Origin of the sequence: Buchnera aphidicola (Thelaxes suberi) (genome assembly GCF_964059005.1) — a bacterium.
In the GTDB taxonomy this organism is placed as follows: domain Bacteria; phylum Pseudomonadota; class Gammaproteobacteria; order Enterobacterales; family Enterobacteriaceae; genus Buchnera_I; species Buchnera_I aphidicola_C.
In genome coordinates this window covers 281428-298258 of the sequence record NZ_OZ060389.1, presented here as the reverse complement: position 1 = coordinate 298258, position 16831 = coordinate 281428, and the positions used below count along the sequence as shown (strand labels likewise).

Annotated in this window: 14 protein-coding genes; 7 read left to right on the top strand and 7 right to left on the bottom strand. The window is 23.0% G+C overall.

Translation table 11 applies throughout. The annotated features are described in order from the left end of the window. Positions 1-75: 75 nt before the first annotated feature. From AB4W61_RS01305 to zwf, 3 genes are all read right to left on the bottom strand, one after another. Positions 76-1638, bottom strand: a complete 1563-nt coding sequence (locus AB4W61_RS01305; RefSeq protein WP_367678732.1) for a TerC family protein — start codon at positions 1636-1638, stop codon at positions 76-78. Positions 1639-1911: 273 nt separating this feature from the next. Further along, positions 1912-2808: a protease HtpX gene (gene htpX / locus AB4W61_RS01300; RefSeq protein ID WP_367678731.1), complete on the bottom strand. Its 897-nt coding sequence runs from the start codon at positions 2806-2808 to the stop codon at positions 1912-1914. Between the two features lie 132 nt (positions 2809-2940). Further along, positions 2941-4404 carry a glucose-6-phosphate dehydrogenase gene (gene zwf, locus AB4W61_RS01295; protein ID WP_367678730.1) on the bottom strand — a complete coding sequence of 488 codons (1464 nt, stop codon included), beginning with the start codon at positions 4402-4404 and terminating at the stop codon, positions 2941-2943. Positions 4405-4842: 438 nt separating this feature from the next. Here zwf and pyk point away from each other — a divergent pair, with 438 nt between their 5' ends. The 3 genes from pyk to AB4W61_RS01280 all read left to right on the top strand — a co-directional run bounded on the left by pyk (position 4843) and on the right by AB4W61_RS01280 (position 8222). Then, entirely contained in the window at positions 4843-6288 is a 1446-nt protein-coding gene (pyk, locus tag AB4W61_RS01290) for a pyruvate kinase (RefSeq protein ID WP_367678729.1), read from the top strand. A gap of 386 nt (positions 6289-6674) precedes the next feature. Then, a complete protein-coding gene (locus AB4W61_RS01285) occupies positions 6675-7391 on the top strand; it encodes an ATP-binding cassette domain-containing protein (protein WP_367678728.1) in 717 nt (238 codons plus the stop codon). A 45-nt stretch (positions 7392-7436) separates the two neighbouring features. Next, positions 7437-8222, top strand: a complete 786-nt coding sequence (locus AB4W61_RS01280) for an iron chelate uptake ABC transporter family permease subunit (RefSeq protein WP_367678727.1) — start codon at positions 7437-7439, stop codon at positions 8220-8222. 17 nt (positions 8223-8239) lie between these two features. On the opposite strand, the gene AB4W61_RS01275 is transcribed toward AB4W61_RS01280, so the two are convergent. The 4 genes from AB4W61_RS01275 to trxB all read right to left on the bottom strand — a co-directional run bounded on the left by AB4W61_RS01275 (position 8240) and on the right by trxB (position 11816). Then, entirely contained in the window at positions 8240-8482 is a 243-nt protein-coding gene (locus tag AB4W61_RS01275) for a hypothetical protein (protein ID WP_367678726.1), read from the bottom strand. 108 nt (positions 8483-8590) lie between these two features. After that, the gene (aspS, locus tag AB4W61_RS01270) at positions 8591-10351 is read right to left on the bottom strand and encodes an aspartate--tRNA ligase (protein ID WP_367678725.1); all 1761 of its coding nucleotides are present in this window, start codon (positions 10349-10351) and stop codon (positions 8591-8593) included. A gap of 153 nt (positions 10352-10504) precedes the next feature. Then, positions 10505-10723, bottom strand: coding sequence for a translation initiation factor IF-1 (gene infA / locus AB4W61_RS01265; RefSeq protein WP_367678724.1), 219 nt, complete (start codon positions 10721-10723; stop codon positions 10505-10507). A 130-nt stretch (positions 10724-10853) separates the two neighbouring features. Continuing rightward, the gene (trxB, locus tag AB4W61_RS01260; protein ID WP_367678723.1) at positions 10854-11816 is read right to left on the bottom strand and encodes a thioredoxin-disulfide reductase; all 963 of its coding nucleotides are present in this window, start codon (positions 11814-11816) and stop codon (positions 10854-10856) included. 262 nt (positions 11817-12078) lie between these two features. On the opposite strand from trxB, the gene serS reads away from it, so the two are divergent. The 4 genes from serS to cmk all read left to right on the top strand — a co-directional run bounded on the left by serS (position 12079) and on the right by cmk (position 16773). After that, positions 12079-13383, top strand: coding sequence for a serine--tRNA ligase (serS, locus tag AB4W61_RS01255; RefSeq protein WP_367678722.1), 1305 nt, complete (start codon positions 12079-12081; stop codon positions 13381-13383). Between the two features lie 68 nt (positions 13384-13451). Beyond that, positions 13452-14540 (top strand): 3-phosphoserine/phosphohydroxythreonine transaminase, encoded by a 1089-nt coding sequence (gene serC, locus AB4W61_RS01250; protein WP_367678721.1) that lies wholly within the window; start codon positions 13452-13454, stop codon positions 14538-14540. A 40-nt stretch (positions 14541-14580) separates the two neighbouring features. Next, positions 14581-15873 carry a 3-phosphoshikimate 1-carboxyvinyltransferase gene (gene aroA, locus AB4W61_RS01245; protein ID WP_367678720.1) on the top strand — a complete coding sequence of 431 codons (1293 nt, stop codon included), beginning with the start codon at positions 14581-14583 and terminating at the stop codon, positions 15871-15873. 210 nt (positions 15874-16083) lie between these two features. Further along, entirely contained in the window at positions 16084-16773 is a 690-nt protein-coding gene (gene cmk, locus AB4W61_RS01240; protein ID WP_367678719.1) for a (d)CMP kinase, read from the top strand. Positions 16774-16831 lie beyond the last annotated feature (58 nt).

Sequence of the window (16831 nt, the reverse complement as noted above, 5' to 3'; positions counted from 1 at the left end):
GTTATATCTCATGAAATTAATTAAATTTTATAATTCAAACAAGATTCTATTTGATTAAACAAAATAATTATTTTTTTAAAAATTATTTTTTATGATTCGTACTAAATTAATACGATATGTTGTTGCTGCAATAATATGAAAAGAAAAAGGAGAAATATGAATTACTTCTCCGGTTACTGGTAACCGACCTTTTTGAGCTATTAATAAACCAGCAAGTGATGTAAAAATTTTGTTTTTATTAAGAAATAAATCATTCTTTAAATGTTGTTCTAAAGAATGTAAATCTGTAGATCCCTTAACCAACCAACTATTATTACCTTCAAATATAATATCTGGAGTTTCGTCAGCATCAGGAAATTCACCTGCTATAGCTTCTAATATATCTAAAGGCGTAACTAATCCTTGAACTATCCCAAATTCATTAGTAACAATTACAAAATTACCTCTTGCTGTACGTAATAAATTTAGTAAATTAATAGGATCTATTGTATCAGGAATAATAATAGGAGGTATTTTTTTTGCAAATTCTACAATATCATTATTCTCTTCTATTGTTACTAATAGTTCCTTTGCTCTGACAACACCAATTATTTCATCTAATTCACCCTGACATACAGGGAATAAACTATGTGGACTTTTTAATAATTGAGATTTAATTTCTGTATTAGAATGATTTGCGTTTACCCATGATATATCACCTCTTGGGGTCATCATACTTCGAATAGATCTTCCTGATAAAGTTAATACTGCAGTTATCATATATTTTTCTTCATCTTGAAAAGCGTCTAATGCAGCATCTGGTTTTTCTAATAATATATATTGATTATTTTTTTTCTTTAAATTTGGTCTAAATTTAGATTGTCTAGATATAAATCTAAGAACCATACTTGCAGTTCTTTCTCTTAACGGTATGCGATTTTGATGTTTCATTAAATTACGATGAGACATTTGATTAATAAATTCAATGAAGATAGAAAAAGTAACAGCTGCATACAAATATTCTTTAGGAATAAAAAATCCAAAAGATTCTGCTATTAAGCTTAACCCTACTATTAATAAAAAACTTAAACATAATACAACAACAGTTTGATGTAAATTAATAAATTTAGTCAATTCTTTAGAAATTAATAACATAATAGATGTAGCGATAATAATAGAAGCTATCATTACAAATAATTTGTTAACCATACCTAATGCTGTAATGATTGAATCAAGAGAAAAAATTGCATCTAATATTATTATTTGTAGTACTACTATCCAAAAGCTAGCATAATTTTTTTTTTTTGATGCAGGATTTTTTTCTTTTGCTCCTATTCGCTCATGTAATTCCATTGTAGCTTTAAATAGTAAGAATATCCCTCCTACTAAAAGAATCAAACTTCGCGAAGAAATAGAAAAAAAATAATTTTTTATGACTATAGTTTGCATTTTCAATAAATGTGAAAATGTAAATAACAATACTAATCGCATACAAAGAGCTGATATTAACCCTAAAATGCGAGCTTTATCGCGTTGTGTTGGAGGTAATTTTGCTACTAAAATCGCTATAAATAGTAAATTGTCTAATCCTAAAATAATTTCTAATAATACTAGTGTTAATAGCCCAACCCAAAACGACGGGTCTAAAAAAAAAGCCATTAGAAACTCCGTTAAAAATAGGGCTGAATTTGTTAGTGTATGTTGTTTCAATATAAAAATATTCAGTTATCATAACTTTATATCGAATTTTTAATTTTTACAAGTAAAATTTTTTATTAAAAAATAATTATTTTAATAAAAATCCTAATTTAAAATTAAAAATTTTAAATCGATATAAGCATGTAAATATTTTGGTATATACAACATTATGTGTATTAAATATACAAGAATATTACAAACCCCATAATAAAAATTAGTTTATATAAAAATTTTTTATAATAACTCTTTTAAAGCTTGAATACGCTCAGAAAGAGAAGGATGACTCATAAAAAGTTTTGAAGAAAAAAAATTATTATTTTGTTTATTGTTAATACAAAAAGCAGACATAGCACTACTTATTTCTATTTCATGACTTTTTTTTAATTTTTCTAAAGCAGCAATCATGTTATCTTTACTTGATAAGTAAATAGCATCTTTGTCAGCACAAAATTCTCTTTTTCTTGAAAACCATAAAATAATCATACTTGCTATTAAACCTAATGTTAACTCTAAAATCATAGATAAAATTGAATAAATAAAATTATGAATATGATCTATGGAAAAAAAATTATTTTCTTCTTCATTATTATTAGAAGAAAATATTTTACTAACAAATTGAGCTATTAATTTAGATACAAAAATGACAAAAGTATTAATAACCCCTTGTAACATAGTCATAGTTACCATATCACCATTAGAAATATGACTAATTTCATGAGCTAATACTGCTTCAATTTCATTTTTTGACATATTTTTAATTAAACCTGTTGAAACAGCAATTAAAGAAGAATTTTTTGTTGCTCCAGTTGCAAAAGCATTCATATCTAAGGATGAGTAAATAGCTATTTCTGGAAGATTAATTTTTGCTTTTTTAGATTGTTTACGTACAGTTTCTAATAGCCATTCTTCTATTGCACTCCTTTGAGGTTGAATAATTTGCGCATTTACTGAATGCATAGCAACCCATTTAGATATAAATAATGATATTATAGAACTGAAAAATCCAAATATTAATGCATAAATTAATATCCCATATAAACTTTGTGATTTTATTCCAGTAATAGTTAATATTACACCTAGCATAAATACAATTGAAATATTAGTTAATGAGAATAAAAGAGTTCTTAACATATATAAATCCTGTACTAATGTATTAAAAGCATAAATGTGATTAATAAAAATTAAATTAAATCAGATTTAAAGTATTTTAAAAATAAAAATATATATCTTATTTATGTATAATAATTACTATATCATTAAAAACTAAATCCAATTTCTGTTGTCTTGTAATAACAAATTTTTTGATTCTATTGGGCCATAACTACCTGGTTGATATTGGTGTATTGGAACATTTTGTTCCTTGCATAAATTAATAATAGTATCAATCCACTTCCATGATTGTTCAATCTCATCTCTACAAACAAATAATGATTGATTATCTTGAATACATTCTGATAATAAACGTGTATATGCATCAATTATATTGTAATTACTAAATTCATGATTATAAGACAAACTTAATTTGCATCTTTTTAATTCGTATTGACTACCTATATTAGGTATTTTATTAAATATTTCTAAATCCCATCCTTCGTTAGGTTCTAAATGAATAATTAATTTATTATTAATAACATGATGAAAATCATCAAAATTTAAATGATTTATTGATTTTTTAAATACTATTACTATTTTTGAATATTTTTTATTTAAACGCTTACCTGTACGTATATAAAAAGGAACATTCTTCCATGATTCATTATCAATAAATATCTTCATCGCTGCAAAAGTTTCTATATTACTAGATGATATTGACACATCTTCTTCTCTATAAGCAGGAATTTTTTTTCCCTTTAATAAACCTGTACCATATTGCCCTAATATAATATTATTATTAATATTTTTTTTATTGAGAAATCTTAAAGATTTTAAAATCTTTATTTTTTCATTACGAATACTATTCGATTCTAAATTATTAGGATTTTCCATAGTAATAATAGTTAAAATTTGCAGTAAATGATTTTGAATCATATCACGAATCTGACCAGTTTGATTAAAATAATTCCATCTTCCTTCTATACCCACTTCTTCAGACAAAGTAATTTGAATATTGTCTATATAGTTTTTATTCCAAATATTACAAAAAATGCTATTAGCGAACCGTAATGATAAAAGATTTAATATTGTTTCTTTTCCTAAATAATGATCGATTCTAAAAATTTGATGCTCTTTAAAATATTTTCCTATATTGTTATTAATTAATTTAGAAGTTATTAATGAATTTCCTATTGGTTTTTCTATAACAATTTTAGAATTATCAGAGTTTAATGATATATATGCTAATCCTCTACAAATTGATTCAAAAAGACTCGATGGAGTAGCAAAATAATTAATAATTAATTCATCAGAATTTGTCAAAAAAGTTTTTAAATTTACAAAATCATAAATTTTATTTACATCTAAATTACAAAAATTAAATCTTATTTTTAGTTTCTTCCATATATTTATATCTATCTCACTATTTAAAAAATTTACTAATGATTTTTTTACTATTTTTAAATAGTCTTGATTATTCCACGATGCACGACCAACACTAATAATTCGGAAATTTTTATTTAATTGCCCAATTTTTTCTAAATTATATAATGCTGGTAATAGTTTTCTTCGAGTAAGATCTCCTTTAGCACCAAAAATAATTAGACAACATGTAACTGATTTTTTAATTTTCATATATTTTTCTCTTAATTGGTATGTATTTTAAACATTTATAATAATAAGTCAAATAGTATAATTATTTTTTACGATAGAATGTTATAAAAAAACAACTAAATTTTATTTAATTAGTAATAAAAACTTATTTAAATAAAACATTTGGTAAAAAATGAACATTTATTTAAAATAATAATAAATAATAAAATTATTTTATTAATAAAAAATTTTAATTATATGGTTGCAATTACTTATATAAAAATATTTTCAATTTTCATATATATAAAGTGTTATAATAAAACAATTAAAATTATAATAAATACTATTTTTTATTAAAATATATTTTTTATTTTATATTAAAAAAAAATTAAAATATGAATAAAATTTATAAAAAATAATTTCTTTATTATTAAAATTAAAAAATTAAATTCTAATTAACTTTTTTTTTGGAATAAAAATATGGAAAAACGCTATCGAAGAACAAAAATTGTTGCAACTTTAGGTCCATCTACAGATGATAATTATATATTAGAAAAAATGATTCAATTAGGAGTAAATGTATTTCGATTAAATTTTTCACATGGGACAATAAAGGAACATAAAGAAAGAATACAAAAAATTAAAATATTAAGAGAAAAATTAGGAGTGCATATTGGATTACTAGGAGATTTACAAGGACCTAAAATTCGTATAACTAAATTTGAAAATTCATCAATTTTTCTAAAAAAAAATGATATTTTTATTTTAGATATCAACCATGATCCTGACAACGGAAACATTAATGTAGTCGGAGTTGATTATCAAAAATTACCTCAAGATGTGAAAAATCATGATATCATCTTGTTAGATGACGGAAGAATTCAATTAAAAGTAAATGAAGTAACAAAAGAATTAAAAATTATTACTGAAGTCTTAATTGGAGGATGGTTATCTAACAACAAAGGTATAAATAAATTAGGAGGAGGATTGTCTGCTAAAGCTATTACTGAAAAAGATAAACAAGATATTAAATTAGCATCTAATATGGATTTAGATTACTTAGCAATATCTTTTCCGAGATCTCATAAAGATATCGATTATGCAAAAAAATTAATTAAAGAATCGAATAGTAATGCAAAAATTATTGCAAAAATAGAACGAGCAGAAGCAGTTTATAACGATGTTATTATGGAAAAAATTATTTTATCTTCCGATGGAATTATGGTGGCAAGAGGAGATTTAGGCGTAGAAATAGGTGATCCAGAATTAGTAGGTATGCAAAAAAAACTAATTAGAAAAGCAAGACAGTTAAATCGGATTGTTATTACGGCTACTCAAATGATGGAATCTATGAACTTTAATCCATTTCCAACAAGAGCTGAAGTAATGGATGTAGCTAATGCTGTATTAGATGGCACTGATGCAGTAATGTTATCATCTGAAACTGCTACAGGTAAATTTCCATTAGAAACTGTTTCATCAATGAAAAAAGTTTGTATTGGGGCTGAAAAAATGCCGAGCATAAATGTTTCAAGACATAGGTTAGATATTATATTTAATACAATAGAAGAAGCAGTTGCAATGTCTGCAATGTATACTGCAAATCATTTAAAAGGTATAAAAGCTATTATAACAATGACAGAATCAGGGAGAACTGCTTTATTAACATCACGCATTACTTCTGGATTACCTATTTTTGCATTATCAAAAAATTATAAAACGTTAAATCTATCTTCTTTATATCGAGGTGTTACCCCTATTTATTTCAATACAAAATTGTCAGGATTGCAAGCAGCTCAGGAAGCAGTTAAAACATTACTATTAAAACACTTTTTATCTAAGGGGGATTTAGTGATTATTACTCAGGGAGATATAATGGGAACTCAAGGAAAAACAAATTCTAGTCGTATATTACAAATAAAATAAATATTTTATTTTAATAAAAATATTTTTTTACTTTAATTATTTATTATGTTATTTTGAAACAAAAAATTTGCATTTTTTATAAAAATATAAATTTTAATGTTTATTAAATTAATTATTAAATATTTAAAATTAGTTGTTATATATTTAGTATTATTAATAATATAAATTATTAATAATACGTTTTTTATTTGTATTAAAATTATTAATTTCAATAAAATTAAATTAGAAAAAACCATTTTATCAAAAATTAATATAATTTAGTCGTTTTATTTTTATAAAAAATATTTTTATTTATGCAACAAAAATAATTTTATTATTCAAAGAATTTAATATACACATTTTATATATAAATTATAATTTTTTTATTCAAAAAAGTATTCACTATTATGAAATCTATTGTTCGATTAAAAAATGTTTTTGTTAAAATATCAAACAAAACTATTTTAACTAATATTTCTATTCAATTATTTAAAAATGAAATTGTAACTTTAATCGGTCCTAATGGAGCTGGAAAATCAACTTTAGTTGAAGTTATTTTAGGATTGATTAAACCACAAAAAGGAGTTATTTTTTTAAAAAAAAATATTCGTATAGGATACGTACCTCAAAAATTTTTCATTGACAACTATTTTAAAATTACAGTTAATCGTTTTTTATTTTTATCTAAAAATATGTCTAATAAAATTGTAAACCATATTTTAAATAGAATAAATATATTACATTTAAAAGAAAAACAAATGACTACTTTATCAGGAGGAGAAATGCAAAAAGTACTATTAGCTAAAGCATTGATTATTTCTCCAGATTTCTTAATTTTAGATGAATTAACACAAGGAATCGATCTTGCTGGTCAAATTTATTTATATAATTTGATTCGTATAATTAAAAACGAATTGAAATGTACTGTACTTATTGTTTCTCATGATATAAATTTAGTAATGTCAAAAACAGATCGAGTAATTTGTTTAAATAATCATATTTGTTGTTTTGGAACTCCAAAAGTGATCTCTAAAAATGCAGAATTCAATAAAATGTTTAGAGATGTTATTCATCCTGAATTAACATTATATAATCATGATCATAACCATTATCATAAATTTTAAAAATTAACTCTAATATAAATAATTCAAATAATAAAAATAAAAAAAATGAACAATTTACCTTTTGTGAGCTGGATGGCTGGAATTATATTATCTTGTATTACTGGTCCTTTAGGGGTACTTATTGTATGGCGGAAAATGTCTTCTTTTGGAGATACATTAGTACATACGTCATTATTAGGTTTATCATTTAGCTTAATATTAAATATTAATTCTTTAATTTCTATTACTATTTTAGTATTATTGTTAGGTTATATTATTGTTTGGTTAGAAAATAATTCTTCATTATCATTAGATACAATTCTTAATGTTATGACTAGCACTTTTTTTTCTATTGGAGCGATTCTTTTGCATTATAATAATAATGTTAATGAAGATAGTGTAGAAAAATATTTTTTTGGAAATTTTAACAGTGTTACTATTTCCGATATAGAAATTTTATTTTTAATTATGATTTTATTTTTAATAATGGTTTATTATTGGTGGAACGATATTATATTTATGTCTATTAATCCTAAATTAGCAAAAGTATATGGTATTAATGTCAAACAAACGCGATTAAAAATAGTTTTAGTAGCTGCTTTTATAATAGGCGTATCAATTAAATTAGTAGGAGGATTAATAATTAGTTCTTTACTAACAATACCTAGTTCTACTGCGATTAATCTAACCAAATCACCCGAAGAAACTGTGTATGTATCTATAATAATTAGTATTTTTTCAATTATGATTGGAGTAATTATTTCAAATTATTTTAATTTTTTAATGACTCCTGTAATTGTCTTATGTTTATCATTTGTATATTATATTAGTTATTTTAATAAAAATAATTAAATAAAGAAAAATTTTAATTATTTTTTATTTTTTTTATTTGAACATCTAGTAATAACTTTCTTAATTGTTAATTTAGGCATATTATAACTAAGCGATTTAGTAATTGCGGCTTTTAAATGTGAATTATATAAAGGATTGCTACCTCCTAACTTAACAGCAGCAGTTAATTCTTTTATTAATTTACAAAATATTTTACTGCGTTTTGTATCTTGTATATTTTTCCTATGTTTAGTATTAGACCATTTACTATGACCTGCCATATATCTTACCTTATTAAATTCAATTTCAAGAATTATATTTATAAAAAAATACAATTTTTTTATAAATATATATACTATTTAATTATAAAAATTGATAGATTCAATATTTTATTTAAAGATTTGAAGAGATAAATTATTTAATGTAACATCATCAATTGTATTAGGAGCATTAGTTGTAGTACAAATAGCTTTAGTAGTTTTTGGAAAAGCTATAACATCTTTAATAGTTTTACTAGATGTTAATAGCATAATAATACGATCTATTCCAAATGCTATTCCACCATGAGGAGGAGGTGCATATTCTAATGCTTTTAAGAAGAAACCGAATTGTTTCTCTTGTTTATCCTTATTTATTCCAATAATTTTTAAAATTAATTTTTGAATCTTAACATCATGAATTCTTAACGAACCTCCTCCTACTTCGTATCCATTAATCACCAAATCAAACGCACTACTTAATATTTTTAATGGATTTGATTCAATTTGCTGAATCGTAGATTCTTTAGGAGAAGTAAAAGGATGATGCATACTAGAATAATTTTTTTCTTTAGAATCTTTAAAAAATAAAGGAAAATCTACTATCCATAACGGTTTATATTCTAACATATTAATAAGATTAAAATCTTTTCCTAAAATATTTCTTAATATCCCCATAGTATTAATAACTGTATTTTTTTCCCCATAACTACAAAAAAATATATTACCTTCTTTAGATTTATTTGTAATAACTAAATCATGTATCATTTTTTTAGAAATTTTTTCTTTGAGGTTTGTAGCGAATTGTATATGATCAATTGATATTTTTTTTATTTGAACATAAAAAAAAATATCAATATTTTTATTTTGTAACCATCTAGCATATGATTCTATTTTTTTATGACTAATTGAAATATAGTCATGAACTTGAATGGCAGTAATAACATTTTTATTTTTTGGTTTATTTTTTAATTGTTTTTTTTCTAATAACGAAATAAAAATATTACTTACATCAATTAATTTTAATGGATTTCTTAAATCAGGTTTATCTGTTCCATAAGTTTTAATTGCATTTTTAAATGAAATAGTTGGAAAAGCGTCTAATTTAATTTTTTTGATATACCACCATAATTCAATTATCATTCTTTCTGTTAATTGACGTATTGCAGTTTCATTTACAAAAGACAATTCCATATCTAATTGTGTAAATTCTGGCTGTCTATCTGATCGTAAATCTTCATCTCGAAAACATCTTGCAATTTGATAGTATCGATCAAAATGTGAAATCATTAATAATTGCTTAAATATTTGAGGAGATTGAGGTAAAGCATAAAATTTTCCTACATGAATACGGCTAGGAACTAAATAATCACGAGCTCCTTCTGGAGTAGATTTAGTTAATAAAGGAGTTTCAATATTTAAAAAATCATTTTTTTTCATGAATTGATGTAACCAAAACATTGCTTTACTTCGAATATTGAAATTATAAGATAAATTATCATTTATTAATTCTAAATATCTATATTTAGAATATTTTTCTTCAATTTTTTCGTTATTAGAATAATATATTGGTAATGGTTTAGAAGAACTAAAAATAGATATACTTTGTGCATAAATTTCTACTTCACCGGTTAATAATTTTAAATTAGGTTCATTTTTTCTTTTTTGGACTATTCCTGATACTTGAATGCAAAAATTATGACGTAATTTTTTTGCTATAACAAAAACATTTTCTTTTTTTATATCAACAAATATTTGGACTGTTCCTTTTTTATCTTTTAAGTCTATGAATATAAAATTTTTAAATTGACGATATTGTTCAACCCATCCACATAAATAGACTAATTTATTTACATGACATATTCGAATGTTACCACAATACTCTGTACGCATACTATTGTTTAAATCCTTTAATATTTTATTAAATTTTATTTTATTTATCATAAAATAAATGTTTTTTTAAAAATATTTAAAATTAAATACTTTATTAAAAATAAATAAATTATTTTATTTTTATTTTTATTATTAAAATATTTAAATATTTTGTTAACGACTTCGAAATATAATTCTTCCTTTATTTAAATCATATGGAGTTAATTCAATTGTTACTTTATCTCCTGTCAAAATTCTTATATAATTTTTTCTCATTTTACCAGAAATATGTGCTATAATTTTATGTCCATTTTCTAATTCAACTCGAAACATAGTATTAGGAAGTGTATCAATAACAGTTCCTTGCATTTCAATGTTTTCTTCTTTTGTCATAAAAATTTTTCCTTTTTTTTTAAAATATTTTTGATATAAAAAATTATTTTTTTATATATAGCGCATTATCATTAAAAAATAAATTTTTTAAATTGTATTTAATATACATTTTTATCATCATATATTTAATTTATGTATTATTAATATAACGATCTACATCTAAAGCAGCCATACAACCGCTTGCTGCAGATGTTATTGCTTGTTTATAAACATGATCAATTACATCTCCTGCAGCAAATATTCCAGGAATACTAGTTTGTGTAAAAAAATTATGATTACCTTTTTTTATAGTAATATAACCATTATCCATTATTAGTTTATTATAAAATAAACTAGTATTTGGTTCATATCCTATAGCTACAAATATACCTGATAATGATATTTTTTTATATGTATGACTGTTACAATTAGATTGTATCAATACTCCATTAACTCCTAAATTATCTCCTATAATTTCTTTAACAATATAATTTTTATAAATTTCGACTTTTTTTTCTTTTTCAAGTGTATACATACGATTTAATAAAATTTTTTCTGCTTTAAAATTATTACTTCTATGAATTAGATAAACTTTTTTTACTATTTTAGATAAATATAAAACTTCTTCAATAGCAGTATTACCTCCACCTATTACAGCAACATGCTGATTTTTAAAAAAAAAACCATCACATGTAGCACAATATGATACACCCTTACCCTGAAATTGTTTTTCAGTATTTAATCCAAGATGTCTAGGATAAGCTCCGGTTGCAATAATTACTGTTTGACTATAATATTGCCATTTTTCTCCTTGTAAAAAAAACGGTGTAACATTAAAATTTACTTCTTTTATCTCATCTTCAATAATATGTGATTTAAATTTTTTTGCATGTATTTTCATCCTATCCATTAATTCTATCCCTGTTATTTTTTTTGTTTCTCCTGGCCAATTTTCTATTTCATTAGTATTAATTAATTGACCTCCAATGTTTTTCCCAGTTATTAAAACAGGTTTTAAATTTGCTCTAGCAGCGTATATACAAGCAGTATATCCAGCTGGTCCAGAACCAATAATTGTAACAGTATTATGTTTAATATTATTTTTATATTTCATTTTATATCCTAATAGTTCATATCTTATACAAAATAAGTAAATAACTATTAACTATAGTTCTTTTATACTAAAATTACAAATTTATAAAACATATCAATGTAAATATATAGAAGTCTTGTTTATTATTAATTTTTTTCATTTAAATATTTTTAATTTCAATGTGTTAATATTTTTAATATTTACAAAAAAATAAAAATTATATTTTTCTAGATAATACTTTGATAATATATTTATATCTCTAAATATAAAAATGCGGGATTATATGTTAAATATTAAATTAATGATGAACCAGTTAAATTTTTTTAAAAAAAAATTAGCATTAAGAGGTTTTTTTTTAGATATACATAAAATACAACAAATAGAATATAATTATAAAAATTTAAAAATAAAAATAGAATTTTTACAACACAAAAGGAACATTTTAAATAAATTAATATCTAAATATATTAAGAAAAAAAAGAAGATTTTATTTTTACGTAATAAAAGTATATCAATAAATACAAAATTATTATTAATAAAAGAAAAAATGATTCAAATAAAAAAAAATAGATTAAAATTTTATATGAATATTCCTAATATTCCGGATAAAATAGTTCCTAAAGGAACTTCTCATATTGATAATATAGAAATATTTAAATGGGGAGATATTAAAAATTTTAATTTTAAAATAAAGGATCATGTTATTTTAGGTAATCTAGTTGATGGTTTAGATTGGAAGTCTGGATCGCAAATAACAGGTTCAAGATTTGTTGTAATGTCAAACAAAATTGCTTTATTGCATCGTGCATTAGGTCAATTTATGTTAGATACTCATATATTAATTCATGGGTATACTGAAATTAACGTTCCTTATATCGTGAATGAAAAAAGTCTTTATGGTACAGGGCAATTACCTAAATTTAAAAAAGAATTATTTCAACTTTATAATGAAGATGAAAAAAATAATAAATATTTTTTAATACCTACATCTGAAGTTCCATTAATAAATATTTTTCAATCAAAAAAAATTTTATGTACAGATTTACCTATAAAATTAACATCTTTAACTTCATGTTTTCGGTCTGAAAGTGCTTCATATGGGTTAGATACAAAAGGATTAATTCGTATGCATCAATTTGATAAAGTAGAACTGGTACAAATTGTGCATCCTGAACAGTCAAATAATGCATTAGAAGAATTAACGTTACATGCAGAAAAGATATTAAAACTATTAAAATTGCCATATAGAAAAATTCTATTATGTTCAAAAGATTTAAGTTTTGCTGCTACTAAGACTTATGATTTAGAGGTATGGTTTCCGTCACAAAATATGTATCGTGAAGTATCTTCTTGTTCTAATATAAATGATTTTCAGTCACGACGTATTAATCTAAAAATTATCAAATCATTTGCAACAAAAAAAGAAAAATTCTTTCCTCATACTTTAAATGGATCAGGTTTAGCAATTGGAAGAGTTTTAGCTGCTATTATGGAAAATAATCAAACTGCTAATGGAGATGTACTTGTACCTAAAGTTCTGCAGAAAAAATATATGCACGGAATAAAAATAATAAATTCAATAAAGTAATAAAATTATTAATAATTATTTTTTAATTAAAAATAATTTCTTTTCCTTAACTTAAATTGGTATCAATTATGAACAATATATATAATTTTAGCGCAGGACCTGCAATGCTTCCAAAAAAAGTTATGGTTCAAATAAAAAAAGACTTTTTAAATTGGAACAATTTAGGAATATCTGTTTTAGAATTAAGTCACCGCAATGAATATTTTTTTTCTTTTTTTAAAGAAACTAAAAATAATTTAAAAAAATTACTATTTATTCCAAATAATTACGAAATAATATTTTGCCATGGAGGTGCAAGAGGTCAATTTTCTGCAATTCCTATGAATTTAGTTCAAAAAAATGATAAATCTGATTACTTTTGTAGTGGTTTTTGGTCTTATTATGCTGCAGAAGAAGCTAAAAAATATTGTAGTCCTAATATTATTGATATAACTCAAGAGATCGATGAACAAAAAAGCTTAATTCCAATGCAAAATTGGCCAATTCATTCTCATTCTGAATATATTCATTATTGTCCTAATGAAACTATTGAAGGTATCGCTATCTTTGAAGAACCTCAATTTGAAAAAAATAAAATAATTATTGGAGATTTTTCTTCAACAATTTTATCTCAACAAATTAATATACAAAATTATCATTTAATATATGCTAGTGCGCAAAAAAATATAGGAATACCTGGTTTAACTGTGGTAATTATTAATAAAGAACTCTTAAAATATAGAAAAAATATAGTTCCGTCTATTTTAGACTATAATACATTATATATGACTCAATCAATGTTTAATACTCCTGCAACATTTTCATGGTATGTAGCTGGTTTAATGCTGGAATGGTTAATTGAATCAGGTGGAATTAAAACTATTGAGAAAAAAAATAAAAAAAAAGCACTATATTTATACGATTTTATTGATAAAACAGACTTTTATAATAATAATATAGACAAACAATATCGTTCTAATATGAATATTCCTTTTTTTATAAAAAAACAAAATTTAACTAATTTATTTTTAAAAAAAGCTGAAGAAAATAATTTATTTGGATTGAAAGGGCATAATCTTATAGGTGGACTTAGAGCTTCTCTATACAATGCTATGCCTTTAAAAGGTGTAAAAAAGTTAGTTGATTTTATGTATCAGTTTGAAATTGATCACCGATAAATATAAAAATTTTTATTATAAAAATGGAAGTAACTTTATTATGTCAATCAATATAACTTTAAAACCGATTCAATATATACAAGGAAACATTCTACTTCCTGGATCTAAAAGTATATCAAACAGAGTATTGTTAATTGCATCTTTATCTAATGGAATAACAAATATTCAAAATTTATTAAAAAGTGATGATATCTGTTATATGTTGCAAGCTTTAAAGCTATTAGGAGTAAACTATCAACTAAACAAAAATAATACTGTTTGTAATATTATTGGAATAAATGGTATTTTCCATATAAACAATAATTTATTAACTTTATTTTTAGGCAACGCTGGAACTGCAATGCGCCCTTTATTAGCTGTTTTATCATTATTAAAAACTAGCCAAATAATATTAACCGGCGATAATCGAATGAAAGAAAGGCCAATAAAAGATTTAGTAGATAGTTTGCGTCAAGGAGGTGCTTTAATTAAATATCAAGAAAAAAATAATTACCCCCCTGTTATTATTAATGGTGGTTATATAGGAGGGGAAATAACAGTTAATGGAACTATATCTAGTCAATTTTTGACAGCTTTATTAATAGCTGCTCCTTTAGCGAAAAATGTTACTATAATTAATATTAAAGGAAAATTAGTATCCCAACCATATATAGATATTACTCTTAATATATTAAAAAGTTTTGGCGTTAAAATTATTAATAATCAATATAAAAATTTTTTTATTAATGGAAATCAACAATATATATCACCTCATAATTTTTTTGTCGAAGGAGACGCTTCTTCTGCATCTTATTTTTTAGCTGCTGCTGCAATTAAAGGAGGTACTGTTTGTGTTGAAGGAATAGATAAAAATAGCATACAAGGAGATATTCATTTTGCTAATGTTCTACAAAAAATGGGAGCAATAATAAAATGGGGAAAAAATTGTATTATATGTACTAAAAATAAATTAACAGGAATAGATATAGATTTAAACCATATTCCTGATGCCGCAATGACTATAGCAATAGTTGCATTATTTGCAAATGGAAAAACTACAATTAGAAATATATATAATTGGAGACTTAAAGAATCAGATCGAATTACAGCTATGGCAACAGAAATGAGAAAAATAGGAGCAATAATCGAAGAAGGAAAGGATTTTATCAGTATTCAACCTCCTAAAATTTTTTATCCTGCTATTATCGAAACATACAATGATCATCGTATTGCAATGTGCTTTTCTTTAATTACATTGTCTGGAGTACCTATAACAATTGTAAATCCTAATTGTGTTAATAAAACGTTTCCTGAATTTTTTGTAAAATTAGATTCTATTTCACATTATTATTAAATTAACATTTAAAATAAAATAAATTTTTATAAAAATTATTTTATTTTAAGTAAAATTTATTAATTTTAATACTAAATTAATTTTAAAAATATTTTTATTTATAAAATATATATATTATAATTTTTTATATAAAACATTACTATACAACATTAAATAATAAAAAATACTAACTTAGATACTATATATAAAATTTAATAACAGGTAATAATGATGAAATCATTGACTCCTGTAATAACTATAGATGGACCATGCGGAGTAGGAAAAAGTGTTTTATCTAAACAAATTGCTAAAAAATTACATTGGTTTGTCTTAGATTCTGGAATATTTTATCGAACTTTTGCTTTAATTGCACTGAAATATGATATTCCTATGTTAGAACATGAATTATTAAAAATTTTTTCGCTTGATTTATATTATTGGTGTATGGAAGATCAATATAATTTAATAAAATTATATAAAAAAAATGTTCCTAATATCATTTCAGAAAAAACAATATCATATGTTTCTTCTAAAATAGCTATTTTTCCAAAAGTAAGAAAGGAATTGCTAACAACACAAAGAATTTTTAAAAAAAAACCAGGATTAATTGCTAATGGAAGAGATATGGGTACTGTAGTTTTTCCGAAAGCAAATTTAAAATTATTTTTAGATGGAAATCTGATAGTAAGGGCACAAAGAAGATTTTGTGAATTAAGAAAAAAAGGCATTCAAGTTAATTTTAATAGCTTAAAATTAGAAATGTATCAGCGTGATATACAAGATATTAAAAGATCTATATCTCCTTTGATACCAGCAAAAGATGCTATAATGATAGATTCTACTAATATGAGCTTTGAAGAAGTATTTAATATATCATTAAAATACATTAAAATAAATAAAATATTATTATCACCAATATAAAATACATTCACTTACAGTTTATGGAAAAACTGTAAAATTTTTACTTTTTTTTTGTTTT